General features: G+C 41.6%; 24 protein-coding genes. 8 read left to right on the forward strand and 16 right to left on the reverse strand.

Annotation, left to right across the window (positions count from 1 at the left end):
• Positions 1-48 precede the first annotated feature (48 nt).
• Positions 49-435 (forward strand): HNH endonuclease, encoded by a 387-nt coding sequence (locus V7K79_RS24505; RefSeq protein ID WP_335051324.1) that lies wholly within the window; start codon positions 49-51, stop codon positions 433-435.
• An 86-nt stretch (positions 436-521) separates the two neighbouring features.
• Complete coding sequence (locus V7K79_RS24510) at positions 522-1,358, forward strand: carbohydrate ABC transporter permease (RefSeq protein ID WP_335051291.1); 837 nt, start codon at positions 522-524, stop codon at positions 1,356-1,358.
• 61 nt (positions 1,359-1,419) lie between these two features.
• On the opposite strand, the gene V7K79_RS24515 is transcribed toward V7K79_RS24510, so the two are convergent.
• The 3 genes from V7K79_RS24515 to V7K79_RS24525 form a co-directional block, all read right to left on the reverse strand.
• On the reverse strand, positions 1,420-2,073 hold the full coding sequence (locus tag V7K79_RS24515; protein WP_335051294.1) for a sugar transferase: 654 nt from the start codon (positions 2,071-2,073) through the stop codon (positions 1,420-1,422).
• 451 nt (positions 2,074-2,524) lie between these two features.
• Positions 2,525-6,754, reverse strand: a complete 4,230-nt coding sequence (locus tag V7K79_RS24520; RefSeq protein WP_335051295.1) for a hypothetical protein — start codon at positions 6,752-6,754, stop codon at positions 2,525-2,527.
• Between the two features lie 183 nt (positions 6,755-6,937).
• The gene (locus V7K79_RS24525; RefSeq protein ID WP_335051297.1) at positions 6,938-7,195 is read right to left on the reverse strand and encodes a hypothetical protein; all 258 of its coding nucleotides are present in this window, start codon (positions 7,193-7,195) and stop codon (positions 6,938-6,940) included.
• A 176-nt stretch (positions 7,196-7,371) separates the two neighbouring features.
• Here V7K79_RS24525 and V7K79_RS24530 point away from each other — a divergent pair, with 176 nt between their 5' ends.
• The 4 genes from V7K79_RS24530 (at position 7,372) to V7K79_RS24545 (ending at position 10,933) form a co-directional block, all read left to right on the forward strand.
• Positions 7,372-8,073: a Crp/Fnr family transcriptional regulator gene (locus tag V7K79_RS24530; protein WP_094349203.1), complete on the forward strand. Its 702-nt coding sequence runs from the start codon at positions 7,372-7,374 to the stop codon at positions 8,071-8,073.
• Positions 8,074-8,086: 13 nt separating this feature from the next.
• Positions 8,087-8,827 carry a DUF2232 domain-containing protein gene (locus V7K79_RS24535; RefSeq protein WP_335051299.1) on the forward strand — a complete coding sequence of 247 codons (741 nt, stop codon included), beginning with the start codon at positions 8,087-8,089 and terminating at the stop codon, positions 8,825-8,827.
• 77 nt (positions 8,828-8,904) lie between these two features.
• Positions 8,905-10,080, forward strand: a complete 1,176-nt coding sequence (gene cobT / locus V7K79_RS24540; RefSeq protein ID WP_335051326.1) for a nicotinate mononucleotide-dependent phosphoribosyltransferase CobT — start codon at positions 8,905-8,907, stop codon at positions 10,078-10,080.
• Between the two features lie 262 nt (positions 10,081-10,342).
• On the forward strand, positions 10,343-10,933 hold the full coding sequence (locus V7K79_RS24545) for a PEP-CTERM sorting domain-containing protein (RefSeq protein WP_335051301.1): 591 nt from the start codon (positions 10,343-10,345) through the stop codon (positions 10,931-10,933).
• 133 nt (positions 10,934-11,066) lie between these two features.
• On the opposite strand, the gene V7K79_RS24550 is transcribed toward V7K79_RS24545, so the two are convergent.
• Both V7K79_RS24550 and V7K79_RS24555 read right to left on the reverse strand, forming a co-directional pair.
• Positions 11,067-13,037 (reverse strand): di-heme oxidoredictase family protein, encoded by a 1,971-nt coding sequence (locus tag V7K79_RS24550; RefSeq protein ID WP_335051303.1) that lies wholly within the window; start codon positions 13,035-13,037, stop codon positions 11,067-11,069.
• Between the two features lie 340 nt (positions 13,038-13,377).
• Complete coding sequence (locus V7K79_RS24555; protein WP_334825580.1) at positions 13,378-13,749, reverse strand: hypothetical protein; 372 nt, start codon at positions 13,747-13,749, stop codon at positions 13,378-13,380.
• A 356-nt stretch (positions 13,750-14,105) separates the two neighbouring features.
• Between V7K79_RS24555 and V7K79_RS24560 the strand changes: the two genes are divergently transcribed.
• Entirely contained in the window at positions 14,106-15,269 is a 1,164-nt protein-coding gene (locus V7K79_RS24560; RefSeq protein WP_335051305.1) for an extracellular solute-binding protein, read from the forward strand.
• A 213-nt stretch (positions 15,270-15,482) separates the two neighbouring features.
• Here the strand turns inward: V7K79_RS24560 and V7K79_RS24565 are convergent, their stop codons facing one another.
• Positions 15,483-16,028: a hypothetical protein gene (locus V7K79_RS24565; RefSeq protein ID WP_335051306.1), complete on the reverse strand. Its 546-nt coding sequence runs from the start codon at positions 16,026-16,028 to the stop codon at positions 15,483-15,485.
• 61 nt (positions 16,029-16,089) lie between these two features.
• Positions 16,090-16,866 carry a class I SAM-dependent methyltransferase gene (locus V7K79_RS24570; protein WP_335051308.1) on the reverse strand — a complete coding sequence of 259 codons (777 nt, stop codon included), beginning with the start codon at positions 16,864-16,866 and terminating at the stop codon, positions 16,090-16,092.
• A 152-nt stretch (positions 16,867-17,018) separates the two neighbouring features.
• Between V7K79_RS24570 and V7K79_RS24575 the strand changes: the two genes are divergently transcribed.
• On the forward strand, positions 17,019-17,642 hold the full coding sequence (locus V7K79_RS24575) for a Uma2 family endonuclease (protein ID WP_335051310.1): 624 nt from the start codon (positions 17,019-17,021) through the stop codon (positions 17,640-17,642).
• Here V7K79_RS24575 and V7K79_RS24580 read toward each other — a convergent pair.
• The 9 genes from V7K79_RS24580 to V7K79_RS24620 all read right to left on the reverse strand — a co-directional run bounded on the left by V7K79_RS24580 (position 17,637) and on the right by V7K79_RS24620 (position 26,910).
• Entirely contained in the window at positions 17,637-20,300 is a 2,664-nt protein-coding gene (locus tag V7K79_RS24580; protein WP_335051312.1) for a U32 family peptidase, read from the reverse strand. The two genes, V7K79_RS24575 and V7K79_RS24580, sit on opposite strands and share 6 nt — an antisense overlap.
• A gap of 5 nt (positions 20,301-20,305) precedes the next feature.
• Positions 20,306-20,470 carry a hypothetical protein gene (locus tag V7K79_RS24585; protein WP_335051313.1) on the reverse strand — a complete coding sequence of 55 codons (165 nt, stop codon included), beginning with the start codon at positions 20,468-20,470 and terminating at the stop codon, positions 20,306-20,308.
• Positions 20,445-20,585 (reverse strand): hypothetical protein, encoded by a 141-nt coding sequence (locus V7K79_RS24590; protein ID WP_335051315.1) that lies wholly within the window; start codon positions 20,583-20,585, stop codon positions 20,445-20,447. Before V7K79_RS24590 ends, V7K79_RS24585 begins: the two co-directional genes overlap by 26 nt.
• A 108-nt stretch (positions 20,586-20,693) precedes the next feature.
• Positions 20,694-21,647, reverse strand: a complete 954-nt coding sequence (locus V7K79_RS24595) for a hypothetical protein (RefSeq protein ID WP_335051316.1) — start codon at positions 21,645-21,647, stop codon at positions 20,694-20,696.
• Between the two features lie 571 nt (positions 21,648-22,218).
• A complete protein-coding gene (locus tag V7K79_RS24600) occupies positions 22,219-23,622 on the reverse strand; it encodes a ferredoxin:protochlorophyllide reductase (ATP-dependent) subunit N (RefSeq protein ID WP_335051318.1) in 1,404 nt (467 codons plus the stop codon).
• Positions 23,623-23,797: 175 nt separating this feature from the next.
• Positions 23,798-24,586 (reverse strand): DUF5331 domain-containing protein, encoded by a 789-nt coding sequence (locus V7K79_RS24605; RefSeq protein ID WP_335051320.1) that lies wholly within the window; start codon positions 24,584-24,586, stop codon positions 23,798-23,800.
• A gap of 32 nt (positions 24,587-24,618) precedes the next feature.
• A complete protein-coding gene (gene bchL / locus V7K79_RS24610; protein ID WP_012410753.1) occupies positions 24,619-25,485 on the reverse strand; it encodes a ferredoxin:protochlorophyllide reductase (ATP-dependent) iron-sulfur ATP-binding protein in 867 nt (288 codons plus the stop codon).
• A 656-nt stretch (positions 25,486-26,141) separates the two neighbouring features.
• A complete protein-coding gene (locus V7K79_RS24615; protein WP_334922417.1) occupies positions 26,142-26,396 on the reverse strand; it encodes a TIGR02450 family Trp-rich protein in 255 nt (84 codons plus the stop codon).
• A 61-nt stretch (positions 26,397-26,457) separates the two neighbouring features.
• Positions 26,458-26,910 (reverse strand): alpha/beta hydrolase, encoded by a 453-nt coding sequence (locus tag V7K79_RS24620; protein ID WP_335051322.1) that lies wholly within the window; start codon positions 26,908-26,910, stop codon positions 26,458-26,460.
• Positions 26,911-26,986 lie beyond the last annotated feature (76 nt).

Below are 26,986 nucleotides of genomic sequence, written 5' to 3' on the forward strand. Positions count from 1 at the left end.
AAATTGAGAACGTTAATTCGGTACTTTCTGTCCGTTGTGCTTACCTTAATGGAACACTCACTATTTGATGTTTTCGCCAAAGTGGGATGCTCCCCTTTAACAGTCACTACCTTTGAATTTGAGCATATCATTCCCTTGTCATCTGGTGGGGAAACTGTATTTGAAAATCTCTGCTTGGCTTGCCCATCTTGTAATCGTTATAAAGCAACTCGTCAAACAGCAATTGACCCTAATACTCAGAATGAGGTTAAACTATTTAATCCACAACAGCAATTATGGACAGACCATTTTACTTGGAGTGAAGATACTACAGAAATTGTAGGGCTTACAACCATTGGGAGAGCAACAATTTCTACTTTAAAAATGAATCGTTTGCAATTGACTCGTGTGCGGAAAATGTGGGTGAGAATGGGTGAACATCCACCAAATATTTGAACAAGTGCAAAATATAAAAAGCAAGTTGTAGTCTTATAAAGTAAGCTGTCATAAATATTTACAAAAATCGGAAAGTTATTAATCAAATGCTGAACTGGAAAAAATCACGATCGCAGATTCTACTAATGTATGCGCTATTGGGAGCGATCGCACTGTTGATGCTCTTTCCTTTACTATGGCTAATTAGTACATCATTGAAATCGCCGACGGAAAATATTTTTCAGTCGCCGCCACAGTTGCTACCCAGTCAACCGACACTAAATAACTTCTCTAATGTGTGGAACTCTCTACCTTTTGGACAATACCTGTATAACAGTACCTTGGTATCAGTATTGACTGTGGGCTTAAACCTACTGTTTTGCGCCTTGGCTGCCTATCCGTTGGCCAGATTGTCGTTTGTGGGGCGAGACTGGATTTTTGTGGCGATTGTCTCTACGATTATGATTCCCTTCCAAATCGTGATGATTCCCCTTTATATTTTGACAGTTCAGTTGGGTTTGATAAATAGTTATTTGGGGATGATTTTTCCGAGTTTAGCTTCTGCCTTTGGTATTTTTCTGTTGCGTCAAGCTTTTATGAGTGTCCCCAAAGAGATAGAAGAAGCCGCTCGGATGGATGGCAGCTCAGAGTTAGGATTATGGTGGCATATTATGTTACCAGCAATTCGCCCAGCACTGGTAACTTTAGCTATTTTCGTATTCATTGGTGCTTGGAGTGACTTTTTATGGCCTTTAATTGTCATCCAAAATGAAAATTTATACACTCTTCCTTTGGGAGTCGCAAAGCTAGCAGGGACATTCTCTCTTGACTGGCGCTTGGTAGCTGCTGGCTCAGTGATTGCGATCGCCCCAGTATTATTACTATTTTTGTTTTTACAACGTTACATTGTACCTACAGAAACAGGGAGCGGGGTCAAGGGTTGAATAAGAAAATGGAGATGCACGAACCTGGACAAAAACTAATGACTAATGACTAATAACAAATTTAATAAGCACCAGTCTTTTTAAATACCACCCAGATAGTCTTAATAATCAGACTCAGGTCATAAGTTACAGACCACTTGTGTTGATAATCGATATCCATTTTGACAATGGTTTCAAAGTCTGTAATGCTAGAACGCCCATTAGCTTGCCATTCTCCAGTAATTCCTGGTTTGACTCGCAATCTATCCCAGTGGTGTGGATCGTAATTACTGACTTCATCAGCAGTAGGTGGACGAGTACCAACTAAACTCATGTCCCCTAACAAAACATTCCAAAATTGAGGAAATTCATCCAAGCTAGTACGCCTCAAAAATTTACCAACAGGAGTAATGCGAGGATCGTCAATGGATTTAAAGATGTGACCTTTGGCTTGGTTCTCAACCAAATGCTTGAGTTTGTCAGCATCGACTATCATCGAGCGGAATTTCCAGATGCGGAAAGTTTTTCCGTTTAAACCACAGCGAATTTGGGAATAAAATATTGGACTTGGCTCATGAATAAAGGTAACAATTGCTACGGGAATTGCTATCATAAATGTAACAATCAGCCCCACAATGGCTCCAACAATGTCAATTAATCGTTTTCTGACGCTTAACGTTGACGGGTGTGAAGGCTGTTCTAAACAATTAACTGAATAAAGATAAAGATTATTCACAAGGGCTAACTTAGTTTTATAAGAGTAATTTTTACATCAATAGTGTAGACATAGACATAATTTTTAAGCGATTTTTACTACGATTGTTGTTACTCCTAAATCTCGAAGATACGCATATTTTAACCAATATAAAAACCAAAAGCTCAAAATTTACAGAATCTTTCAATTAAACTAATAGATTGTAAATCTACGGTATTTTCGCCATTTAATAAATAAAGATATTAATATTGTACACATCTAAAAAGTTACTGAAATAAAGTATTATTAGTGTTAAAATACGGTGTGAATAAACTACTCATTCAAAATAAATGAAACGCTTATGCTGTATTCATTTTTAGTTTTTAATTTTTAATTTTTAATTCCGCCTTTTTGAAAAATTCCAAATGCTTACGTTATCAGCATTTGGAATTTTGAGTAATATTCTTATTTTTTCTAGCGCGATGTACTAGTCTCAACGATCAACCTCTAAGACGAAATTTACCATATATGGTTCCTCCAGTGATTGCTGATTACTAGCCTTGATTGCATCTAGATAGCAACGCCAAGACAACAGTTGTTGAGAATTAGGACGATAAGTCAGATTTCCTTGTTTTTCAAAAAGTGGTGCTGTGGCGATCGCCTGATAGTCAGGATTTTCTTGCGAACTCTGGGTAAGCCAGGTTGATTCTGCAACCGAAGGTATCAAACCGGAAGGCAGCTCACCTTCCAAAAAAGCCAGCAGCCGTTGCTGACAAATGTGAGTATTAATCCCACGACCCTCAAATAACTGGATAACTTCACTGAAAGATAAGGGACGGTCTGGTAGCAGTCGCAATAATTCTGTAAACAAGAAATAATCAGTGTATTGTTGCCTGGGTATATCTAAAATCTGAGGATGCAGAGGCAGCATCGCCAAACCATAAGCAACTCGGCTGCAATTGGGAGCGCCGTTTTCGCCGAGATATAAATCTTGAATAATCTTAGTGCTAGGAAGTTTTTGGCGTAACCAGCGATTCACCGTCCCAACACAAGCCACTCCACCAGTCAGGATAGCTTGATTAATAGCTTCTGTGGGGATGCCACGAGCTACCAATAACTTGTTAAGTTCTCGGTTCAGGCGGCGGACAAAGGGAATAAATACCTGGCTTTCTAAGTCTCGTCGCTGCAAAACCCACAGCTGATCGGCTAATTCCAAAGTAAAAGAGTCTTGGTGTTGCAAAATCAGCTTTAGGGCTAATGCTGCATCTAATACCGCTTGTCCTAGTAGAGAACTTTCTAGACGCTGCTGGAGACGAATTCGAGCGGTGATATCTGGTTCTCCGACTCTGGGTAGTTCTAATTCTTCCAACCCTAAAGTCTGCCAACGCATTTGGTCTAAACCGGGGATCGACGGTTGCCATTGCCAAGGATTACTCGTGGTAGTTTTGCCATCGCTTGGTGTTTCTAGGCGTGATTGCCGAGATTTAGGTGGCAATAGCAGTTGGCAGATAATATCTTGTTCGATACCCTTGCCAGCATAAGCAAAACTGTGGAGCATGAAATCATTGTATGACAATTGCTGCAAGGTTTCGGGTAGATTCACCAGCAACATTTCTGTAGCAGTTGTGCCAATATTAATCACAAGAGTGTTGCCAACAATAGGATGTTCGCTAGTTTTTGCTGGATGAGAACCTTGAGCATCGCTTAGTTTTACTTGCTCACCATTAGCAGCATCGAGTTCCGAAAGTAGACTAGCGATCGCTTCTTCGACAAAAAAGACTTGCTGCGGATGTTGGATGAGTTTGCTAGTGAGTAAAGCTTCCCGCACGTTAAAGCGGTATTGTTCCGACCAGCTAGATGGACAGGTACAAATTACACCAGCAATATTATTGATAATTTGGGGAAAATTTTGTTCGCCGATCCCAACAGCAGCAGCCATTAAACTAGGAGTGGTACTTGTTTTTTCGGATTTGAGGGTTAATAGTAATTTAGATAGCGATCGCACAACCCAAATTAAAGGCCCTGCCGAAAAGTCATTTAATTGCAAAACAGGTTCCCATTTCTGTCTTTCGCTCTTGTAGGGAATGGCTACTTGTAGATAAGGCTTCAACTGCGCCGAGTAAAGATTATTTTTCCTCTGATCTGTTGTTGATTTCGGTGTTGCAGGAGTGGTAGTCGAGCGATCGGGCACTTTATCTTGGGCAACAGCCGCAGGTGCTGTCTGCTCGTGTGTCTCGATGGTTTCGTTTTCACCGTGGGGTACAGAAGCTGTAGGCAGATAAACCTCTGTTGGTAAACGAAACGATTGCTGAAAAGAACTTGTTCCCGACGGATTTTCTGCTGACCAGTAAATAGGATGTACAACAAAAGTAGAGCGATTTAATAATGTGGCGGAAATTCCTGTTGTACCTAAATCAATTCCTAAATACCAGACTGATTCTAGAATATTGGGCGAGATTTCTAAATTGTTTATAGAGTTGGCAATTGGAGGTAAAGAACTTTCTAGAACAGGAGTTGTGACTTCCTTTTTTTCAATTTCTACCTGGGGAACTACCAAGCCGGAGAAAGCAGTAGTTGATGTATTCTCTGCTATTTGAAGATTTTCAAGGGAAGTTGTGTCTTGAATGTTATCAAGTGGTTGTGAGAAAACATCCAAGTTGGTAGCTGGCTGTGACTCAGAATTTAGCTGCCGATCAAAATTAGCTAAATCCTGATCTAATTGTTGCAACTGTTCTTGATCTAAAGAAATATCTGGTACGGCTGGAGACTGGTTTGACTCAATAAAAAGTAAGTTTTCCTGGGGTGAAGCAGCAATGTAGTTATCTGAAGACAGTTCGGAGCGATCGTTGTTAATTGATACTTCCGATGTAGCGATACTTTCTGGTGCGTTCGCTTCGCGTAGCTTGCTTCCCTGTAGGGGTACGGTAGGCTCTGCCAACGCAATTTCTGGTACTTCGGGAGTAACTGGTGCTGTAGTTATAGCATTATCCTCAAAAGAAGAGACTTCTAGCAATTGCAGTTCACTATCTGTATCAGGCAATAGGTCAGTTGCTGTAGATGTGGCATTATCCCCAAAAGATGAGACTTCCAGCAATTGCGGTTCGCTATCAGCATCAGGCAATAAGTCAGATAGGGTATTAATTGTATCAACATTAGCTGGCTGAGTACTGATTTGTGGCAAACTGTCTATTTGTGGAGTATAGAAGCTAGTAGTCTGCCAACCCAAAGATGCTGGGTGAGGGCTGGGGAAAGGGAAAAGGGAAAAGGGTAAGGGATTTAAAACCTTTCCCCCTTCCCCCTTACCCTTTTCCCCGCCAAGTTCACTTGGCGAACTGCTAGGAGGTGAGTCTAGGTCAGTATCCTCTGCAAAAAATAGTTCTTCCTGTGGCTCTGATGAATCAGTGGTTTCGCTTAAAGTCTCTTGAGTTGAAAGACCCATATCTGGAGTCATAAGCGCAGAATCGACGGTTGAAGAGACAGGCGGAGTCTGTGTGATGTTCAACGGTGATGGAGAGGTTGTGAAAGCAGATAATTCATTTGTAGGAACATCGAGGCTGGAATTATTAACATCACCAGCATCAAACAAACTGGCGTAAAGTTGGTCTACTTCATCACCAATTGCCGCAGAAATATCTTGCGGTAATTCGGTCGGGGTTTGAGAATATTCAGATTCAGATGAGTCTACACCAAGTTGCAACAGCACTGCATCTAGATCCTCTGTGAGGGTAGTCTCCTGTTGTTCAAAAGTAATTGTGAGTGGAGATGAAGTTTCTGGCTGTATAAGCTCCAATGGTTGAGGCGCAACTCCAGCAGCAATCTCGGCTGGTTCAGTTAATGATGGTAGTGTCTCAGATTTTCCTCCCAGCAAAGATGACTGCGAACTAAGGGATTCTTGTTGCAAATGCTGGGTCAAATTGTTGACAAAGCTGGCCATCAGCTGTTCGCCTTGTATCCCCTTGCTATGCATTCTTGCTAGTGCTTGGGACAGAGATTCGTAATAAGTATTAATGTTGCGCTGTAGTGCTTCAAAGACTACATTCACCGTCCCATCCAGTGATAATAGGCGTTGATCCAACTCCCTAGCTAACTTAGTTAACCGCTCCACATCGTTAGAGGATTCTAATAAAGATTGATTTGCAGAGGTTGCGTAATTAATACCTCCTGAAGAACTAGCGGAATTTTCCTTTGTTTGTCCAATCAGTGGTGTTAAAGTTGGCACAAGGTGACTCATGAGTACCTGTAAAAACTCGGTAATCATTTGCTCCTGGTTTGTCAACTGCTGCGCTAAGGAGTAGTTTTGCAATCGCTTTTGCTCTAGCTGCCGAATTTCCTGTATGAGCGTGGCTCGCTCTTGCAAAAGCAATTCTAATTCAGATCGCAACGGCTGAATCAATCTCGAAAATTCATTATTTAATTCTCCTGCGCCAATAGTACTCGGTTCCTGACTGAGTTCAGGTTGCGGTAGTGGATATTGGTTGTAATCGCGCTCGATAAATTTTGTTAACAAAGGCGATCGCGGTTCTTCAGAAAACTCTTTTGAGATGCTGCTCTCTAATACTTCTTTTTCTTGTAACCTCACCAAGAAGTCGCGAATTCGCTCTAAAACTTCTTTAGGCTCTTGCGCCTGACCAGACAGAAATCTAGACAGGCGCTTGCCACCGCTGGCAAGTAAGTTGTCAATGTCTGCGATCAGCTTTTGAATTTCATCTGTACTAAAAGTCACTTTTGTCACCTTACTTAGAAATGTATGTCAACTAATTGTGACAATTACTTTATAATCACCCTACTCCTATGGCGATCTTGCTACGCGCAGTGTCTACCATAGGATAAGTTTTGAGTGGCCAAAGCCGCTGCTTGGACTTATGACTGTCATTATGTTATGGATTACTGGGAGTCGTGGCAATCTTCAATCATCAAAGAGAACAAGCAGACAAGTTTCTCGTTGTCTCCCCCTCTCCTTGTCCTCTTCAGACAGCCTTTGCTCAAAAAGCTTAATTTTGCAGGTCATTGGTTGCCTATTTTTGAAAATCGCTAAAATACCTGAGCAATAATTTACTCCCTTTAGTATCATTAATGTTGTTTGGCTATATTCATAACTAATCAAGTTTGCAGTGCAGCCAGCCTCTAAGAAATACAACCGCAGGCTATAAGCTACTTTTTGCAAAACTCTTACCCCTTTAAACTTATAGGTAAAAATTATTTAGAAAAACTTCTTGTCGCTTTCTTGTTTAGCATAGTTTAGTTTTTTATTTGAAAGGGAGCTGTGCAATGATAGCTTAGGCTACAAATGGCGCTCTTGTTTATTGTGTGTACATAGCAGCTTGAATTAAAGATGTCGTAATGGAAGATCGATATAGCTTGCAAGCACAGGCTAATTCCTGGATGATCGCCTCTGCTCCCTTTTTTCAAGGGTTGCCAGAAACTGCTGTGGAGTCAGCCCTTACCCATCTCGTTACCCGCACTCACCCAGCCAATCAGGTGATTTTGCTGGAAAATGACTGGGGTGGTTCTGTGTATTTTATTATGGACGGATGGGTAAAAATTCGCACCTACAATCTGGAAGGAAAAGAGGTAACGCTGAATATTATCGGCAAAGGTGAATTATTTGGTGAAATGGCGGCGCTAGATGAAGCACCTCGATCCACGGATGTAATTACCTTGGCCCCAACGGTAATTGGTAGTATGCCTGCTCAGGATTTTGTCAAATTACTTCAGATAGAACCCTTGGCGGGAGTTCGATTGGCGCAACTAATGGCACGACGTTTACGGCAAGTAAATCGCCGATTACGGTTGCGGGAATCTGATAGTCAGTCAAGGGTAGCAGATACGTTGTTATTTTTGGCAGAAGGACAGGGAAAAAAAGGCCAAACCGGAACCGAAATCCCCAATTTACCTCATCGGGAATTGAGTAGTTTGAGCGGACTGGCGCGGGAAACAGTGACACGAGTATTGACAAGGCTAGAAAAAAAAGGCTTGATTAAACGGGATCAAGACACTATTTGTATTCCCGATTTGTCAGCCTTAGAAAGAATGATTGTTTAAAAACTTGTCAGATATGAGTATTTCAGATTCTCTCCCAGATGAACCGGAGGAAGATTCATCTTCTGAATCTCCAACTCCTCAGAATCATTGGTTAGATAAAGAACAGCAGTTAATGCCTCCTCAAATCAAAGCTGATGCGCCCTTGAGGATGGTAGAAACGGCATTTTTAGCCAGTACCGCTAGTCTAATTTGGTTTATTAATTTTTACTTTCCTTTAGGCCCAGTTTTGCGGATATTTTTTCCAGTGCCGATCGCTCTAGTTTATCTGCGTTGGGGCAAACGTGCGGCATGGATGGCAGCACTTACCTCTGGGTTACTGCTAACGGTATTGATGGGCCCAGCCCGCAGTTTGCTGTTTGTCATGCCCTACGGGTTCATGGGCGTGCTTTTGGGTGCGACGTGGTATCGTCGTCGTGTTCCCTGGATTGTTTCTATCATTTTGGGTACGCTGTTAGGTACTTTAGGAGTCTTTTTTCGGCTGTGGTTGCTGTCTGTTTTGTCGGGTGAAGACCTGTGGATTTATGTGATTAGTCAGGTGACTGAGTTCATTGAGTGGGTATTTTTTAACTTGAGTTTGTTGACGAGTCCCAGTGTATTTTTGATTCAAGTAGGAGCGATCGCTTTAATTATACTCAACAACTTTATCTACCTTTTTGTGGTACACCTAGCAGCATGGTTACTTTTTGACCGTTTGGGCAACCCGATTCCCCGCCCACCACAATGGGTACAAGTTCTCATGGATTATGAAGCATAGTCATTAGTCATTAGTCATTGGTTATTGGTTAAATGATGAGTTTTAACTAATAATCAATGCCCCATGCCCAATTCCCCATGCCCAATTCCCAAATCAGTATTTATACTCAAAAAGAACAGGGTGAACAATGGCTGCGACGGTATCGTGGTTGTCTACCCGTATTTGCTTGTGTTTTAGGATTTACTGAAACAGGTTTAATTCCAGGCATTTCAGCAGCCGGTCGCACTCCAGAGGATCGGAAATATACTGCTTGTGCCGATGCCGAATTTTTGTATTACGGCCCAGAACATAAAGCCCAATATCCCCTACCACCATTGGCGGCTGGAGCTTCACCCGTGCTGATTTCTCGCGCTGTATTTGAGTCACTAAAGATACCAGTTCATTTATTTAATGCTGGTTTACCCCAGACTCCTGCTGTACCAGTAATTGATTTAGGTGGCGCTGCTGCTAAGTGTTTAAGTAGAGGTGCTGCGATGGAAATTACAACGGTACATCACTTATTTGAACAAGGGCTACTTTGGGGAGAACGCCTAGCTGCCAATATCCAACAAGGATATCTGATTGTCGGTGAGTGCGTCGTCGGAGGTACTACAACTGCCCTGGCAATCTTAACTGGTTTAGGTATAGATGCTGCCGGAAAAGTTAACAGTAGCCACCCTGTTTGTAACCACGCACAAAAGTGGGCACTAGTGCAAGCTGGACTGGAGAAAATGAGGAAGAGTAAGAAGCAGGATGAGATATTTCAATCTCAAATCCGAAATTCTGTAGATCCCCTACAACTCGTCGCCGCCGTGGGCGATCCGATGCAAGTTGTGGTAGCTGGGATGGCGATCGCTGCTAGCCGTAGTTGTGGTGTAATGCTGGCTGGAGGGACGCAGATGCTGGCGGTTTATGCGTTGATGAGTGCGATCGCTCAAGCTTACGCCTTATCATGGCAACCAGAAGCAGTGGTTGTAGGCACAACCCGTTGGGTGGCTGAAGATCCTACTGGCGCAACAGTTGACTTAGCCCTTAACTTAGGAAAAAACAGCTTAACTCAGGGTGGAGAAACCCCTCCTTTATTAGCAACTCATCTGAGCTTTGCTGATTCTCGTTATCCCCAACTGAGAGCTTATGAGCAGGGCTTTGTCAAAGAAGGTATGGGTGCTGGAGCCGCTTGCATAGCCGCCCATCTTAGCCAAAATTGGCAGCAACACCAACTTTTGGCAGCTATTGAAGCCCAACTTGAACGGCTAAGTACTGCCTTGAACTAAAGACTAAAGTCTGTCCCTTTCCAACTCGGAGAGGGATAGTTTTACGTAGTGAAACCAGGAAGAGGTCTTTTTCTGCGTGTCTGTACGTAAGATCGTCTTTCTAGCAATTTGAACTATAGTAATCCGTGCAAGAGTTATGAACAAAAAGAACCTCAACTTCTTGAAGAAGTTAGGGGTTCTGAGCCTTTAAGTGGAGAGCAAATCAAATAGGATTGCTATATAGAACTTTCTTTACCTTCTAGTTTTTCAGGAGAATTCTCTGATGGAATTAGTCAAAAATCTTGGTATTGCTACCGTCAGTGCTGTTATAGGTATCACTTGTGTCGGTGCATCTTCTGCGGCCCAAGCTGTACAACTATTTGATTTTCAGTACTCTTTTCCCAGTTATCAAGCAAATGGTACAGCGATTTCCGCTAGCGGCACCTTTACAACCACCGATCTAGATCCGATAAGAAACAATTACACAATCACCGGAATAACTGGGACAAGAACAGCCCAAGGAATTACTGAGAAAATCATCGGGCTGCTTTCACCAGGTACATACGGAATCAATGATAATTTTTTAAATATAAGTACGCCGCTGCTAACCAAGAACGGTTTTTCTTACCTAGTTTCTGGAAGCGGGGAAGACGGAAATGGCAACGTTAACGTATTTTACAGTAGTTTGGATGAAGGTTATTCAGAGCTTTCAAGCAACGTAGATTATGGCAGCTTTAGTGTTGTCACTCCACGTCCTGTTCCTGAACCCTACACAGTAAGTGGCTCATTGGTTGCTCTTGGTTTTGGCTGGTGGACAAAGCGAAAGCAAGCACTAGCTTCCCAGAAGCGGTCTCATAAAGGTATCTATCTGTAAGGTTTACAGTGTATTTCCGATCTAGATTGCGTTATGCCTGCCATCTTACTCTTACTTAAAGTAATACCAAGTCGCCTTCATGATGTATCACTAAACGACTTGGTGTTAGAATATGATATCAACCGTAGCTTAATTAAAAACTTCCAGGGTTGTCATCAAGTGCTAGCAAGAAATTAATCAGGTCTGTTTGCTGGTTGGAATTAAACCCAGACTGTCTATCTACGTAGAAGTAATGACCTGTGCCATCAAGGTTACTACGCACTAAACTAGGGTTAGCTTTGTTAGCTTTCACAACTGAGGCACGAAGATCGCGATCGACCAAGGCACGCAAGCTGCTAGCAGGATCGGCAGGTATACCTTGACTGAGAGTGCCCGATAGCCCTAAGCCACTCTTGTCAACAACTGTGAAACCACCATTTGAATCAAATTTTAGGCTTCCTGCTCGTACAGCTGCACCACCATCGTGCAAATATGGTGCGCTAACATAAAGACCACGCAAGGCAGTAGTTTTATAACCACCTTTTGGCAATATACCTTTGGGTAGAGTTGTGGGAGTATCAGAGATACCTTGTGTTGGTACATCCAGCACTTCAGCCTTAGCAAGTATGGGAACAGGAGTGTTAAAAGTGTATAGCTTAGGTGGTACTAACAAATTATTCAGCCCCAAACGAGACTGGGCACGAGCTGGGTTAGTACGAATTTCATCAATTGGATGAATTTTGTTGTCAGTGAAGAATGGCGGAATATGGCAAGTTGCACAATTGGCTTTTTCAAATACTTTTGCCCCACGCTTAACAGAATTATTGTTCAAAGCTTGCCAGTTTTCTGAAGTCTGGTTGGCAGGTGGTACTAAGCTATTTTGGAAAGCAGACATAGCATTGGCAGCAAATAAGAAAGGACCACTCGCAATATCACCGGGCTTTTGAGTATTTGGGCTGAAAACTAAACCGTTGTAAGTAAACAAATTGGGGCGCAGGTTTGGGTAAGTTCCTGTGCCAGGAGCAGGAATTTGGTCTTCTAATTCTGCTTGTGTAGGATTCGGTGCAATTACCCCCCGTAGCCATTCAGAGGGTTTTACTATCACTCCTTCTGGTAAACGTAGGCTCTTAACGGCAGCATTTTGAAGAAATGTACCAATATAAACTTCTGGGTCAATACCAAGAGTGTCTGCACTGAGTTGAGCGGCTGCCAACAGATTAATTTCTGAAGAATGAACACCATTGTTGACAGCGCTCAGTCCAGCAAATGGCCCCACAGCAAACTGTCCATCAAGAAAATAAGGATGATTCTTAAATGTGAAGATACTGGGAATTTGAGTAGTATTGTTGATACTATCTGAAGAACTCTCAAAATTACCAAAAGGCACATCTAATACTGCATCGTCGAAAGCTTTTTCAAACTTTTCAGGATCAGGTAATTCTACTTTATTACCTTTACTGTCTAGAATAATTTTCCCATTGCCTCGATATTGAGGGCTTAGGGGATTAAAGTTTAACCGCGAAAACGCCGCAGAAGAATTTGGTGCTAAAGCAACCAGCAGGGGCGTAGCTATTTCGCCATTAGGTACTCCTAAAAGACGTTCACCTTTATTTGAAAGAGATACATGGCAAGCAGCACAGCTAATATCAATGTTAGGTGTGATTCCCAGCCCAATCGGAAAAGTCCCTCCCTTTTCCATTTTTAAGCCTGTATTGACGACAGTTCCTTTGGGAAAAGTTCGACTACCTAGCGCTATATCCTTCTCAAGAATAATTTGTAAATTCGTTGTCGGCTGACCTTGCAACTTAACTATTGCTGTCTTTAATTCTGGCAAAATCGTAGCAATGCCAAGTCCAAAACCAAATGCCCCTTGTAAACCAAATGTGTCTCCAATCTTACGGTTGAAGAATATATCTTCGCCTTTTGCAATTAATTCTTTAGTAATTTTAACTGCTCCTATCCGCTGATAGGAAATGGGATTTTTAGGGTCAAATCCTTTATTTACAACTAGTTGTGATGCTTCTTGAGGACTCAGCAGTTTGCCGAAATAGTCGTAATAGCCTAACGATTGAGTAGGAGCAGGTTGCAAAAGGTCAATTTTTGCAAAAGCTGTCTGGCTTGTCATCAACCAATTTGATAACAAGATGCCAAAAACGCTAATGAGAAAAACGCAGATTAATAAAAAAATCTTGGTTTTTGAACGATACAATACCCTAACTACACCAGTCTTAGGGTTATTTTTTTTTGTTTCATAGTGAGGTATTTACTAAAAACCTATGGGTAGATATATCACACTATTACGTAAAGATATGTAATAGTGTGTTTAACTTTTTTATCAATTTGATGGCTGGATTACTTACTCGTCTCTAAGTATATACTCATAAAACCATCACTCGATATTGAACCTAAAGGCTTATCTTACCTACCTCGATCCATTTTTTAATTCGTTGAACTTCAGGTTAAATTTAATGAATTCTCTCTCTAAGTAATTGTTCTTCTAAAGCAGCAATGCGATTGTACGCTGCTGTTAATTGGGCTGTCAGTCGTTGTATTTGAATTTCTGGTGTTATATTATCTCCACCTTGACGATGCATATCTAGATAAATGCCATCTGTCAACACATCCTTGTGTTCCATTTCTGGATTTAAATTGTTACGTCCTTTAAACTGGTAACCTCCAGCCGCACCATTTTGTTGGCAATTATCCTTTGCTTGTGTATTCGCTAAAGAACACTCTGAGAAAGTTTGAGTGACTTTACCATCAAGCTGCTCAATTACTTGGCACACGGCATCTAACTTTTGGCTTAAAGTCAGGATTTGCTGCTGTAATAGCTCCATTTAATACCTTTATTCGTACATTTTCTATATGTTATTCAATTTACTCCCAACCTTAACGATACTTATGGATTATTTAAGTATTGATAATTTTTGGTGGAAATGTGACATTTAGATCATTACTTCTAAATACAAGTAAGGTTTCACCATAAGTACCACCAAGTAAATTTATGGATAAAAATTAATCTTTAAGTAGAAAATTACCAAAAAATCGCTAATTTGAGTCAAATATTCAAAACTAACAGTATTATCAAGAAAAAATACCGATAATTCTCCAGCTCCACTTTTTCAGGTGGTCAGGCACTGCTGAATCTCTGCTTAATATTAGGTATAATCAAAAATCTCAAAATCCAAAATCAATGGATCGACGGTCTTTTTTGCTAGGTACAAGCACACTGGCACTTTCACAACTGCTTTTTGGCTGTGGTGGAAACAAGCAGACGCAATTAAAAGTACAGTTATTAAAAGGTTCTATACCTGGTCAGGTGGTGAATCAATTTCACAAAGGTTTACAGCAACGGGTGCAGTTAAAGTTTACTCCAGTTGGGCATATACAGGATTTATTTCAGCAATTACAAAATTGGCAGCAGAAGCCAAAGACTAGCGATGAGCAGGGATGGCGTCGCTTTATACCCTTTAGACAAGGTGAAAAAGCAGCTGACACAGACTTAGTGACATTGGGAGATTACTGGCTACAAGCAGCTATTGAACAGAAATTGATTCAACCACTCCAAGAAGTGCAGGGAAACCAATTAAAGCAGTGGTCTACTTTAGATAAAAAGTGGAAACAACTGGTAACACGTAACGAGCAAGGTATTTTGGATACTCAAGGGAAGGTGTGGGGTGCGCCTTACAGGTGGGGTAGTACAGTAATTGTTTATAACCGTGACAAGTTGCAAAAATTGGGATGGACGCCCAAAGATTGGAGTGATTTGTGGCGAGATGGATTACAGCAGCGTATTTCCCTACTCAATCAACCACGAGAAGTTATTGGTTTGGTCTTAAAAAAGCTGGGAAAATCTTATAATACAGAGAATCTTGACCAAGTACCAGACTTGGAAAAAGAATTACAGATATTAAACCAACAGGTGAAGTTTTATAGTTCTAACAACTATTTGGAACCTCTAATTATCGAAGACACTTGGTTAGCGGTTGGTTGGTCAAGCGATGTATTACCTATTCTGGGACGTTATCCGCAGCTTGCCGCAGTTATCCCTCAATCAGGAACAGCAATTTGGGCGGACTTATGGGTACGTCCCGCAGGGATTACTAAGGATACTTTATCAGAATCAGATCAATGGATTGATTTTTGTTGGCAACCAAGCACAGCTAAACAAATTTCGGTGCTGACTAAAAGTAATTCGCCAATTTCTACAAATATTGCCGTTTCCGATATTCAAGAACCATTATGGAGTTTGTTAGAGAGCGATCGCAAAGTTTTCGATAAAAGTGAATTTTTACTTCCCTTACCTCCATCAGCGATAAAACAATACGAGTCTTTATTCGCCAAAATTAAGGTCTAATTATGAATTGGGCATGGGGGAGGCAGTGCGTTGGGCGGGTTTCCCGACTTGTTCGCGCAGCGTCTCCCCTTCTCCCAAAGGGAGAGGCTAGCGCCAAGGGAGAAGCAACTGCCGTCATTGGGCATGGGTTATTAGATTCTCCATGTTTCCCCAGTCCCCAGTCCCCAGTCCCCAGTCCCCAATCCCCAGTCCCCAGTCCCCAGTCCCCAGTCCCTACAAAGAACGCTGTAACCCTATCTTGTTCTTATTAGTGGTTTGGATACTGCATAAAGCTGGACTTATACTAAAGTTGCAAGTGTAGGTTGCCAAGGGTTCTTTTTGATAATTAAATACCCGGACGTTGTAACCAAAGTTTCGTGCAGCGCTACCCAAGCGATTTACGAAGTCGTAGCACTGTATATCGTCTAGTAAGCTCCAAAATTGCTGATTCACGATCAAGTCTACTCGTGCAGGTTCTTTATTAGAAGCTGGATATGCAATCCAATTATCTAATAGCTTTTTTTCAAAGTTTTGTTGTGCCCACCATAAACTGGGAACGGTTAATCGTTCTGGATGAATGGTGGTAGCTGTGATTATATAGTCTTTTGGCTTGGTCAATAAGTCTAGTTCTAAAGGCGCACTAGAAGGCGATGGAATTGAGGGAGTTTGCGCTAGTGAAGGCGGGACTAGTAAAGTGGTGAGGCTAATGGTTAGTAGTAATGAAAATGATATCTGGCGATGGCTGCGCCAAGGCCAATCGCACAATTTAGGTATATGCATAAATGATACTAATTCGTAATTCGTAATTCGTAATTAAGGTATAAGTAAAAAATCGTACATTTTATAGTTTAATGGCAACGATGCGAATTCTTCGATAGTCTGCTGTCCAAGTTCCTTGTTGATATAGTGTTGGCTTCAGATATTCCTCGACGACGGGAATTATTTGTATTTGTTGCTCAAGTGAAAGTCCGGCAAAGAAAGTACTGGCGAACATTTTAATCCAGTTTGTCATACCAGCTTCTCCCTCTGCTAAGGGAGTTGGGCGAGGAAACAGGATAGCATAAATTACATCAAAGCCTTGCTGTTCTAATAGGCTGCTGTATTCGCCAACGCTGGGGTAATACCAAGGATTCTCTACTTGTGCTTGAGGGATACCAATGGACTCTAAAGCACTGTATAAAGCTGTGGCGATCGCCTTTATATTCCCTTTACCCCCAAATTCTGCGACAAAACGCCCTCCGGGTTTTAAAGCTTGATGTATGGAAGCGATCGCACTATCTGCTTCTTTTACCCAATGTAGTACAGCGTTGGAAAACACAGCATCTAATGGCCTGTTTACTTGAAAGTTTGTAGCATCAGCAACATCAAAGCGGATATGGGGATAGTTTTGTCTTGCCTTTTCAATCATCGCAGGTGCATAATCAACTCCCATTACTTCAGCTCCAGCTTGGGCAATTTTTTCTGTAAGTTGTCCCGTACCACAGCCTAGATCCAAAATGGATTCTCCTAGCTGAGGGTTGAGTAATTTTAGTAAGCCTTCGCCATATTGCCAGACAAAAGCGTGTTTATCTTCGTAAAGCGAAGTGTCCCAATTATTGCTTGTAGAAATATTATTCATAATATTTTACGGTGTGTATAGCAATCTTATTTGATTTGGGAACACCGAGAGGCTCAGATCCCCGACTTATTAAAGAAGTTCGGTATTTGAGGGTCAAGTGAGTAATACCAAGTAATTTGCTAAACTCTGAATCATCATCAGGAGCAAGTGTGATGTTTCAAGCCTTACCAAAAACGATCGCTTTTGAAAAATTTCTAAATTGGAAGCCAGATGGTGGATGGTATGAATTACACGATGGATCAATTGTTGAAATGCAGCCAGTAGGAGATCATGAAGAGATTAATGGTTTTTTAGCTGGTGAAATAACTTTAGAGTTCAAACGATTAAAACTCCCATACCTCATACCCAAGCAAGCACTAGTTAAGATTCCTGACAAAGAATCAGGTTACTCGCCTGATGTGATAGTGATAAATCGAAAGAATCTTTCGTCAGAACCGATGTGGAAAAAGTCTTTAAGGGTTACTCAAGCTGCATCGGTTCCTTTAGTTCTTGAAGTTGTCAATATTAATTGGAAGGATGATTATGCATCCAAGCTGGTTGACTACGAAACTTTTGGCGTTCCTGAATACTGGATTGTTGACTATTTAGCTTTGGGCGGTAGAAGGTACATAGGTAATCCCAAACAACCGACTATTTCGGTTTATTATTTGGTGGATGGTGAATATCAAGTTAACTTGTTTCGGGGAAGCGATCGCATCGTATCGCCTACTTTCCCAGAATTAAACTTAACTGCTGAACAGATTTTTCAAGCTGGGCGTTCGGAAAATCAATTATGACTGCAATGCAGACACTCCCATAGGGCCACGAGTTACACCCAATTGATTTTGCAACTTCAACTCACGCCAGACTTGAGAACCTGTAATCTTGCCTTGCAGTAGTTGACTGTAACAATGTATTGTTTTACTCACTTGTTCTGGTGTTTCATTCACAAATTCAATGCGAAACTGACGTAATCCCAGTTCTATGAGGCGCTGTACGTACTCGGCTCCCGTTTGAGCAGTGCCGTTAAATACAGTATTTCGGCAACCTACATCTGCTTTGAGTACGTGTTCGCTACCAACGCGATCGCGCAATTTCACTTCCTGCTTTTCACAAGGTCGTCCACAGTTAGTATAGTCTGTACCTGTTGATAGAAAGGCACAAAATACACAATGCTCCATGTGAAACATCGGTATATGCTGATGGATTGTCACCTCAAACCACTGGGGTGGACAACTGGTAAGCAGGTCTTGTAGTTGGGTAATATTCAGGTCATAGGATGCCGTCAGCCGTTCTAAACCAAAGTGTTGCTGAAAGTAGTCTGCTGTTAAAGGATTAGCAACGTTGAGCGAAAAATCTCCAATACAACGGTCTTGAGCAAAGAATTGCAATTGGTCATAGTTGCGTATTAGATATCCATCTGCTTCACAAGCACGTACTTGCTGCAAAATCCAATTTTCTCCAGGCTTAGTAATTCGGGGAGGTGCAACCCAGATAGTGGGGAGTGGGGAGTTAGGAGAGACGCGATTCATAGCGTCTGTACAAAAAGGAGTTAGGAGTGAAGAATTTTCTGCTTTGTTTTTTTGCTGTTGTTGGCGCACCATTTGCACCGCTTCTCGATAGGCGCGGGGATCTTCAAATTCGCAGTAAAGTGTTTGGATTCCCGCTTTGAGTGCTGCTTGGAGTTGCTTGAGGTTTCGTACTAAAACTATGAGTGAAGGAGAGGTAGCTTTAGCTTCCCGCAGGGTTGGAAATGATGGAGATGAGGAGGGTAGTAGGTCTTGGAAAGAGACATTAGAACGTAATTGCCAACGTTTGGGTTGACTTCGCAATTCTTCCAACTGCATCACGATTTCCCGCCGCATCCGGTTCAACTCACTGACGGGTAGCATAATAGCACCAATAAGGTGGTTGGTTAGCGTTCCCAAACAAAAAGGTGTGTTACCGAGACGACCGAATTGTTCTTGTAAACGGTCTGTATCTAAGGGTTTAGTGTGCGCTTCTACTAAGAAAATTGCAGATTCTACTTGGACAATATTACCGAGTCGATCGCGGGCGATCGCAATCAATGGCTGACCAGTTTCTCCATAAACCTCCATATCAATGGGACGCTGAAATTGTGGGTTCTCGCCAGCAAAACTCTGACGCAGTTGCTTATCAAGTTCTGGGTCGCTGGTTTTCCAAATGCGATCGCCTATATGCACTCGGCGCAGGTTCAAGTCATTTCGACCAAAGGTCAGCACACTTTCCTTACCTTTGGAAACCACGCCATAAACTCGGCCGCCTTCTTCCTTCGCTTCTGGATGACCGCAGTCAAACACAATTCCATCCCCTGGCTTTACAGGCGCTTCCAGTTTGACTGTTACCTGTTCGTTGTGAATACGGGTGACTTCACCTAAATAAACCCCACGTTTTTTACCAAAGCGGGCGTGAACTAGTTCCTGATTATTAATCCCGCCAAACCAGCCCGTGTAAAGTCCGCGAGAAAATGCCATTTCTAGGTTGTAATGTTCTTGGTCTGATTGACCTCTCCCCGCTTCACTTGTAGGCAAAGGGGTTAAGGGGTTAGGTGTTTGCAATTGCGTCATTACCCCATCCAGAGCTTGCCGATAAACACGGGTGACATTAGCAACATATTCTGGAGCTTTCAGGCGGCCTTCAATTTTAAGAGAGGTTACTCCTGATTTCACCAAATCTGGCAAAACATCTAACCCTGCTAAGTCTTGAGGACTGAGTAAATATTTGCGTTCTTTTAAATTCACAACTTCCCCATCAGCGATTAGATCGTAAGGCATCCGGCAAGCTTGGGCACATTCGCCTCGATTAGCAGAACGTCCGCCTAAAGCCTCACTAGTCAAACACTGACCGGAATACGCCACGCACAAAGCACCGTGAACAAAAACTTCTAAGGGCAGCGAAGTTTCCTGTTGGGCAATCTGCTGCTGTATTTTATTGATTTCTTTGAGAGAACATTCACGCGCCAGTACCACCAATTGACAGCCAAGAGATTTAGCAAATTCTACTCCAGCCACACTGGTGATGGTCATTTGCGTGGAAGCATGGATGGGAAAATCGGGGGAAAGGTGACGGATAAGACGGCATATACCAATATCTTGAACAATTAACGCATCCACACCAGCTGCAATAATTGTGCGGAGATATTGCTGTGCTTCTGCTAATTCTTTGGGAAATATTAGTGTGTTGACAGTGACATAACCCTTTACACCCCGACGGTGCAGGAATGTCATCAATTGGGGTAAGTCCGCCTCAGTGAAATTTTCTGCCCGCATTCTGGCGTTGAAGCGATCCAAACCGAAGTAAATCGCATCTGCCCCGTTTTCCACAGCAGCTTTAGCACAGTCCCAATTACCTGCTGGTGCAAGTAGTTCAGGACGTTGAAGGGAGGGTTGGTCAGGGGAGCGTAGGCGTAGCCCATCGGAGATATCGCTTTTCATGAAATTTAGGCAGAGTTAACTAGCACCATAGTGATTTTATCGAAGTTATTGGGAGATGGGGCGTTCCCCAAAGGGATTGCCGTAGGCATCGCTCTCTCATCTGCGGTTTGTTCAATCTTCTGGAGGATACCAACCTGCAAGTACTCAATAGCTAAGAACTTCCAGTGCATCTGCATCATCACTCAAATGTAGAACTGCAACAGTTGCTCTACCAGTCGGCGTTTTGCTAACAATACGTAGACCATCTTCACTCCAGCCAAAATGCTCAAAGCGATCATCCTGCATCTTTTAGTTAAAAAAGAGCGATCGCTATCTTTATATTCTGAGGTTTTTTAACAGAGCGATCACTAGTCCAAACATTTTGTTGACTAGCTCGATTCTCAGTTATTTGCTTCAAGGCTTATTAGCAAACTCCCATTCTTCTACCGCGTAATCTGCTATCTCCTTATAGCATCTACCTATGTAAATGTCACCATTACTTAATTTCTGAGTTTCCCGCAATGTTGCTATAAATGGCTTATTTTTACTACGCCAAAGAATATTTGAGTTGTTAATTACGTTTGTAATTGGGCTTTGCTTGTAACCTCCCCAGCACCATTTTATTACACGTTCTAGCTTTATTCCATCCCATTGTCCTAATTGAGGATTTCTATTTAAAAGATTACTTAACAGCGATTTAATTATTAGCTGTGTGTATGTTTTCCTTGCGTGTAGTTTTATAATTGTATTGAAGCCTAAATTATTTTTTTGGTAATCTACATAAGCAGAAATGATGTTTTCTTTGCCTTTTTTATTGATTGCGTTATTATTTAAAATTTGATTTATAAATTTCGCAAATGTTATATTAGGATCTTGAATTAAAGGTAAAATGTCTTGAAGCTGCCGTAAGTAAATTTCTTCACTTTTTGACATATTTCTGCCTTCGTTATCTGCAATGATTAATTCAATAATATCCAAAAAATTATTTACTTTTCTCATTTCTACCTGAACTGTAAAATGAGATTTATCTTTATTTTCCTTTTCCAGTAATTTCAGTAATGCCGTTACTCTATGCCTGCCTCCTATGATGTAATTGTTTCGTATAGGATTATCATCATCATTGTCTTCTTCTCTTTCAATTTCTACGTATGCAATACTAGGTAGCCTGAAAAATTTATTATATTTTTTCAAACTGCTCATAATATCAAGCAATCTTTTAGAGTTATCTTCAATAACAGCTTGATTAAAAGTTTTTTCAGTTCTTTCAAAAGCTTTTTCCAGTTTATCTGCTGTCATTATTTCTATATATGGTTCATAATCTTTTTCATAACTTATCCATTTTTCTTGAACTTGAGAAAAACCACTCATTATTTTTTCCTTGTAATTTTATTTATAGAAAATGATGAATTATATATTTTCTCGGTTATACCTACTGAGTGAGAAATATGGCAATAGCAGAACCACTGTAATATCTATAACATCGGTTAAGCAATTCTAACTAATTGGAGGTCAAAACGTTGTAGACTGTCGATCACAGCGTCTACAGTAAACGCGATGAAAAGAAATCGACACGGACGCACTAAGGTATTAACGGAGTCAGAGATACAGGGATGTTTGTGTAGTTTTCAAAGATGTTTAATGAATGAGTAAGGCAATCGCTAATATAGCAGAGCACAGAGTGCTGTTAGCGGTAGCGGGAGTTTAGCCCGTGCTGAGAAAAAATCCAGTTGTTTCAAGGTTTTGAGCAATCAACAATGTCTTAACTGCCGAGAAGTTTGCGATATGAGCTAGATCCTGCTCAATGTCGTGAAAACCGTGTTTCTACAGGCGTTGAATCTTCGGAAATTAGTGAAGGTCTTATAAAGTAAAAAAAGGACGAACTCAAAAGTTCGCCCTTACTCACATGGGTTTTATACTGTTGCTTAATCCAAACCCAAATCTAAATCTTCGCTTCTTCTCTCACCAACTTATCCCAACCCAAATCTTTCAAATTATTATTCCGACGCAACGGACGAGTCACCAACTCTAATATGTCACGCGCATTTGTAAAACCGTGAATTTGAGCAAAAGTGAACTCCACCGACCACTTAGTATTAATACCGCGTGCTTCCAATGGGTTAGCGTGAGCCATACCAGTAATTACCAAGTCTGGTTTCAACTCATAAATTCGCTGAAGTTGATTGTAATTATCCGGTTTCTCTACAATCTTTGGCAGGGGTGAATTCATTTCCTGGCAAGTTTTCTCCAGCAATGCTAACTCAGCAGCTTGATAGCGCTTATCCATGTAGGGAATACCGATTTCGTGAACTGTCATCCCACAACGGATTAAGAATCTTGCCTGGGAGATTTCCAGCAAGTTATCACCCATGAAGAATACAGACTTACCGCGAATCAGTTTGACGTAATCTTCCAACCCTGCCCAAATTTGTGCTTCCCGTTCATCCAAACCCTTGGGAGTAATACCAAACACCGAGCAGATTTTCTCAATCCAAGCGCGAGTGCCATCGGGGCCAATGGGGAAGGGTGCGCCAATGAGTTTACACTTGCGGCGGCGCATTAAGGTGGTAGCTGTGCGGCTGAGGAAAGGGTTGACACCAGCGACATAATACCCTTCTTCTAGTACTGGTAATTCAGTGAAACGCTTCGCAGGAAGCCAGCCGGAAACTTTGATACCTTGTTTTTTCAGTTCCAAGGTTAACTGAGTAACCACGGGGTCAGGAAGGGAGCCAAAGAGAACTAAGGGTGGATGATCCACGTATTCAGATTCATCTTGGGCGACATCTTCTTTCTTTTTACCAAAGTTGAGCAATTTTGCGATCGCATTGCGTTCACTTTTCTCTGTTTCCGCCACCGGAGCCTTATCAGGACAACGGTTAGCCATTGCTGCTAATACGGTGTCTTCCCCTTGGGTGAAGGCGTAATCTAGACCATTTGCCCGCGCAACAACGATGGGAATCCCAATTTCGGATTCTAGTTTTGGTGCCAAACCTTCTAAATCTGTTTTGATAATTTCCGTAGTGCAAGTGCCAATCCAGACAATTACACTTGGATTGCGATCGCGTTTAATTTGCAAGCACAACCGCTTTAACTCTTCATAATCATTCAGTTGTGCAGAAATATCGCCCTCTTCCAACTCTGCCATTGCATAGCGAGGTTCAGCAAAAATCATTACCCCCATCGCATTTTGCAGGAAGTAGCCACAAGTTTTTGTCCCAATCACCAAAAAGAAGCTATCTTCAATTTTTTGGTATAACCACGCCACGCAGCTAATTGGGCAAAAGGTATGGTAATTTCCAGTTTCACATTCAAAGTTTAAAGCTTCTGGTTGTTGAGCGACAGTCATTTTGTTTTTTCTCCCCTTGATATTTAATGGCAGATCGACCAATTTTAGATTTTAGATTGATAATTTTGGATTGAAGACTGGGACAAATAAAGTATTCTTTGTCTAATGACAATTTCCCTAATTTCTAATCCAAAACCCCAAACTTAAAACTTAAAATTGCGAAGAACGGCAATAATTAAGCGTTGGGGAAGAGACGGGCAATTTCTGATTCGTCAAAAACGCCTGCTGGCAGTTCTTCCCCTAATAAATCGTTATTTTCTTCAGCCTTTTGCAAAGCTGTTTCATCACCCCAGACATCTGATAACACGTCTTTAAACGCATTCTCATCTAGCGGATTATCTTCAAGCGCTTCGTCTTCATCCAGCTTGACTTCCGTTGCAGCTGTTGTATCGAAGTCTATATCTCCAAACTCATCTGGTTCTAAACTAGAGGTTTGGAGAGACTGATCTTTTGAATCGTGTCCGTTGGTTAAGGAAATATCGCCAAAGCCATTTTCCGTTTCTCCCAACTCGCTGATTCCCAGGCTTTCATCCTCAAAATCCACGATTGCGAACTCTTCAACTACCACCACCGATGCAAAGCCATTTGTGTGAGCATGTGTCAATGTTTCATCTTCAGGCTTTTCATTAATGACATCTACTGGTGTTTCTACGTATGTCTCTACTTCTGGGCTGACGACGATGCGATTACCGAGAGCTAAATCTGGGTCAAAATGCAAATCCAGCACCTCAATTAGGGTATCGGCATCAGGATTAAGTTTGGCAAAGGGCAACATTAACTGCGCTAGCTTTGGCTCTAGGGCGTTAACAACTCCCAGGATGAGGTAAGAAGGTGGTCGCTTCCCGCCATCAGGGGTGTAGACCGATTCCACTTGCATGTGCAGCGTAATCCAGTCCCGATTGTTCTGGAAAAATTGCAACCACTTTTGCTTTAATGAGTCTGTAAAGCTGTCAAAGAATGCCATGTTATTGTCCCCCATCCTGAGAACTTGATGATTTATACAATCATCAAGTCTAGTTCCTCTTCTGAATTAGGAACCTGGGGTTTACCCGGATTTAGATAAAAATCAGATAACAAAGAGAACAACTCACGATCTGGTGTGTCGTTAGGTACAACACCTTCTGGACGCGCCAGAATTTGGTCGGCGATGTTGAGATAGTAGTCGCAAACGTAGTCTAGGGAAGGATCTTGCTCTGCCATCTCAAACAAAGTCTTACCTTTAACACGGGAAACACGGATATCTTCAATCAAAGGTAAAACTTCCAAAACTGGCATGGGCACTGCTTCTATATATTTTTCAATTAAGTCGCGCTTGGAGGTGCGATTGCCAATTAACCCAGCTAGACGTAGTGGGTGAGTTCTTGCTTTTTCGCGGACTGAAGCAGCGATCCGATTAGCTGCAAACAAAGCATCAAAGCCGTTGTCTGTAACAATCAGGCAGTAATCTGCATAGTTGAGTGGTGCTGCAAAACCACCACAAACTACGTCACCTAGAACGTCAAAGAGAATTACATCGTATTCATCAAAGGCGTTGAGTTCTTTAAGTAATTTCACGGTTTCTCCGACTACGTAGCCACCGCATCCAGCACCCGCAGGTGGGCCACCAGCTTCTACACAATCAACACCGCCGTAGCCTTTGTAAATTACATCTTCCGGCCAGACATCTTCGTAGTGATAGTCTTTTTCTTGAAGGGTGTCGATAATTGTCGGAATCAAAAACCCAGTCAGGGTAAAGGTACTGTCATGTTTGGGGTCGCAACCAATTTGCAGCACTTTCTTGCCACGTTTAGCTAGGGCGACGGATATATTACAGCTAGTTGTGGATTTACCGATACCACCTTTTCCGTAGACTGCTAGTTTCACTTTTGTTTGCCTCTTATAGCTTTTTGTCAAACTTGTGGCTCAAACATTTGCCTTCACCTTTCCTGAGATGGCGATGCGTGAGGTCTGTTGATGTCATTATTAGGCAAATTACATAGAAAAGAAAGTGGCTCTTAATTTGTAAAACGGTATTATTCGATTAATTAAAGATTAGTTAAGTCTATTTAGGTTTTTATCAACTTTAAATCCTTTAAAAGCTCTCATAAGAGTCATTAAAAAGTTTTTATTACTTATTTTTATAAAAAAAGTTACAAAATAAAAAAAGCTAAAATTGGCTTTTTTAAATACTTTTCATAGAATTAGCTGATGGTAAGACAACGTGTTTTTAAGGCATTGGGGCGCAGGGGCACAGAGGTATATGCAGTCTGATGCTGGATAATACTACTGGAATTTGCGTTAACGTAGCTCACCGTTCGCGTAGCGTCTCGTAGAGAAGGTATCGCAGGTAAACTACCAGTTTTCAGTCGTTAGTCATAACCATTTAATTGCTGCTTGAGAGTAAGTTAGTGTGATTTTGTAAAAAATTATTAAATTGTCAAATATTATCTAAGCTGATTAAAATCTTTTGGTTGCCGCTAGTGAAGGAGGCGGCAGCCCACTAATGGGCATTCCCAGTTTTAAACTGGGAACGAGTCAAATTAAGACACCTCAGTTTCAATTTCCTGGATTTCCTGTAATGTTTGCCAGCCAGCTTGCCACTGGGAGCTATCTTGTAATAATTTGGCATTTATCCAAAAACGGACTTTCGGATCGCAAGCAGAAACCATTTCCGCGTAAACCCACTTAGCCTGATTTTTGCGGTTAACGACTTGGAAATGCCGCCAGCCATCAACTTTTCGCTGTGCTGTCCACTTAGAACCAACTAGGTAAGGAAATTTTTGTTTTTTAGTCATTTGTCATTTGTCACTTTTTATTACTTCCAATGCCCCATGTCCCCATGCCCAATTCCCCACCTTAAGATGTCACCAAATCACCGTTACGGGTAAACTTCTGGCAATCCAACTCATTATCTTGCTGAATGCATAGCGAAAACCATCTGATATGGCTCCAGCAGGTGTTGATGTTGTTGGTAATTTTGCGCTTTTTCTTAGAAAGGCGTTGTCTTACGACTTCATTAGGACAAAGAATTTCTAACGTACCCGTACCATCTTCGTCATTGACGATGCGAAATGCATCAACATCCGGAGCAGCTAGAATCAATTGTCCAAAAGATACTTTAGTTTTTGTCTGAACTTGATCAAAAATTCGCTGCATTACTCTAAGTAAACCTCTATTTGCCATACTATGAGCAATAATATGTACTTTTTGGATTTCCGTGTTTTCTATCCAATCCCTTAAAAACTTGCTAATATATTTTTCACTAGCTTCGATTGATGCTTCATCTGCGGTATATCCCTCTTCTGTCACTTTCCGGTTATTCTAAATAAAAGGATTAGAAGAAAAAACTCTGCAAGGGAGGTAGGGCAATGGATGTAGAATTACA

Origin of the sequence: Nostoc sp. (assembly GCF_036917575.1) — a bacterium.
Taxonomy (GTDB): Bacteria; Cyanobacteriota; Cyanobacteriia; order Cyanobacteriales; family Nostocaceae; genus Nostoc.

Excerpts from the sequence above, each read along its gene's own strand:
- V7K79_RS24530 (WP_094349203.1), top strand. The coding sequence starts at position 7,372 with ATGGAAGATCGATATAGCTTGCAAGCACAGGCTAATTCCTGGATGATC.
- V7K79_RS24585 (WP_335051313.1), bottom strand. The coding sequence starts at position 20,470 with ATGCACTGGAAGTTCTTAGCTATTGAGTACTTGCAGGTTGGTATCCTC.
- V7K79_RS24590 (WP_335051315.1), bottom strand. The coding sequence starts at position 20,585 with ATGCAGGATGATCGCTTTGAGCATTTTGGCTGGAGTGAAGATGGTCTA.
- V7K79_RS24615 (WP_334922417.1), bottom strand. The coding sequence starts at position 26,396 with ATGACTAAAAAACAAAAATTTCCTTACCTAGTTGGTTCTAAGTGGACA.
- V7K79_RS24505 (WP_335051324.1), top strand. The coding sequence starts at position 49 with ATGGAACACTCACTATTTGATGTTTTCGCCAAAGTGGGATGCTCCCCT.
- V7K79_RS24580 (WP_335051312.1), bottom strand. The coding sequence starts at position 20,300 with ATGAAAAGCGATATCTCCGATGGGCTACGCCTACGCTCCCCTGACCAA.
- V7K79_RS24605 (WP_335051320.1), bottom strand. The coding sequence starts at position 24,586 with ATGGCATTCTTTGACAGCTTTACAGACTCATTAAAGCAAAAGTGGTTG.
- V7K79_RS24600 (WP_335051318.1), bottom strand. The coding sequence starts at position 23,622 with ATGACTGTCGCTCAACAACCAGAAGCTTTAAACTTTGAATGTGAAACT.
- V7K79_RS24555 (WP_334825580.1), bottom strand. The coding sequence starts at position 13,749 with ATGGAGCTATTACAGCAGCAAATCCTGACTTTAAGCCAAAAGTTAGAT.
- V7K79_RS24550 (WP_335051303.1), bottom strand. The coding sequence starts at position 13,037 with ATGACAAGCCAGACAGCTTTTGCAAAAATTGACCTTTTGCAACCTGCT.
- V7K79_RS24510 (WP_335051291.1), top strand. The coding sequence starts at position 522 with ATGCTGAACTGGAAAAAATCACGATCGCAGATTCTACTAATGTATGCG.
- V7K79_RS24575 (WP_335051310.1), top strand. The coding sequence starts at position 17,019 with ATGTTTCAAGCCTTACCAAAAACGATCGCTTTTGAAAAATTTCTAAAT.
- V7K79_RS24545 (WP_335051301.1), top strand. The coding sequence starts at position 10,343 with ATGGAATTAGTCAAAAATCTTGGTATTGCTACCGTCAGTGCTGTTATA.
- V7K79_RS24565 (WP_335051306.1), bottom strand. The coding sequence starts at position 16,028 with ATGCATATACCTAAATTGTGCGATTGGCCTTGGCGCAGCCATCGCCAG.
- cobT (WP_335051326.1), top strand. The coding sequence starts at position 8,905 with ATGCCCAATTCCCAAATCAGTATTTATACTCAAAAAGAACAGGGTGAA.
- V7K79_RS24595 (WP_335051316.1), bottom strand. The coding sequence starts at position 21,647 with ATGAGTGGTTTTTCTCAAGTTCAAGAAAAATGGATAAGTTATGAAAAA.
- V7K79_RS24570 (WP_335051308.1), bottom strand. The coding sequence starts at position 16,866 with ATGAATAATATTTCTACAAGCAATAATTGGGACACTTCGCTTTACGAA.
- V7K79_RS24535 (WP_335051299.1), top strand. The coding sequence starts at position 8,087 with ATGAGTATTTCAGATTCTCTCCCAGATGAACCGGAGGAAGATTCATCT.
- V7K79_RS24560 (WP_335051305.1), top strand. The coding sequence starts at position 14,106 with ATGGATCGACGGTCTTTTTTGCTAGGTACAAGCACACTGGCACTTTCA.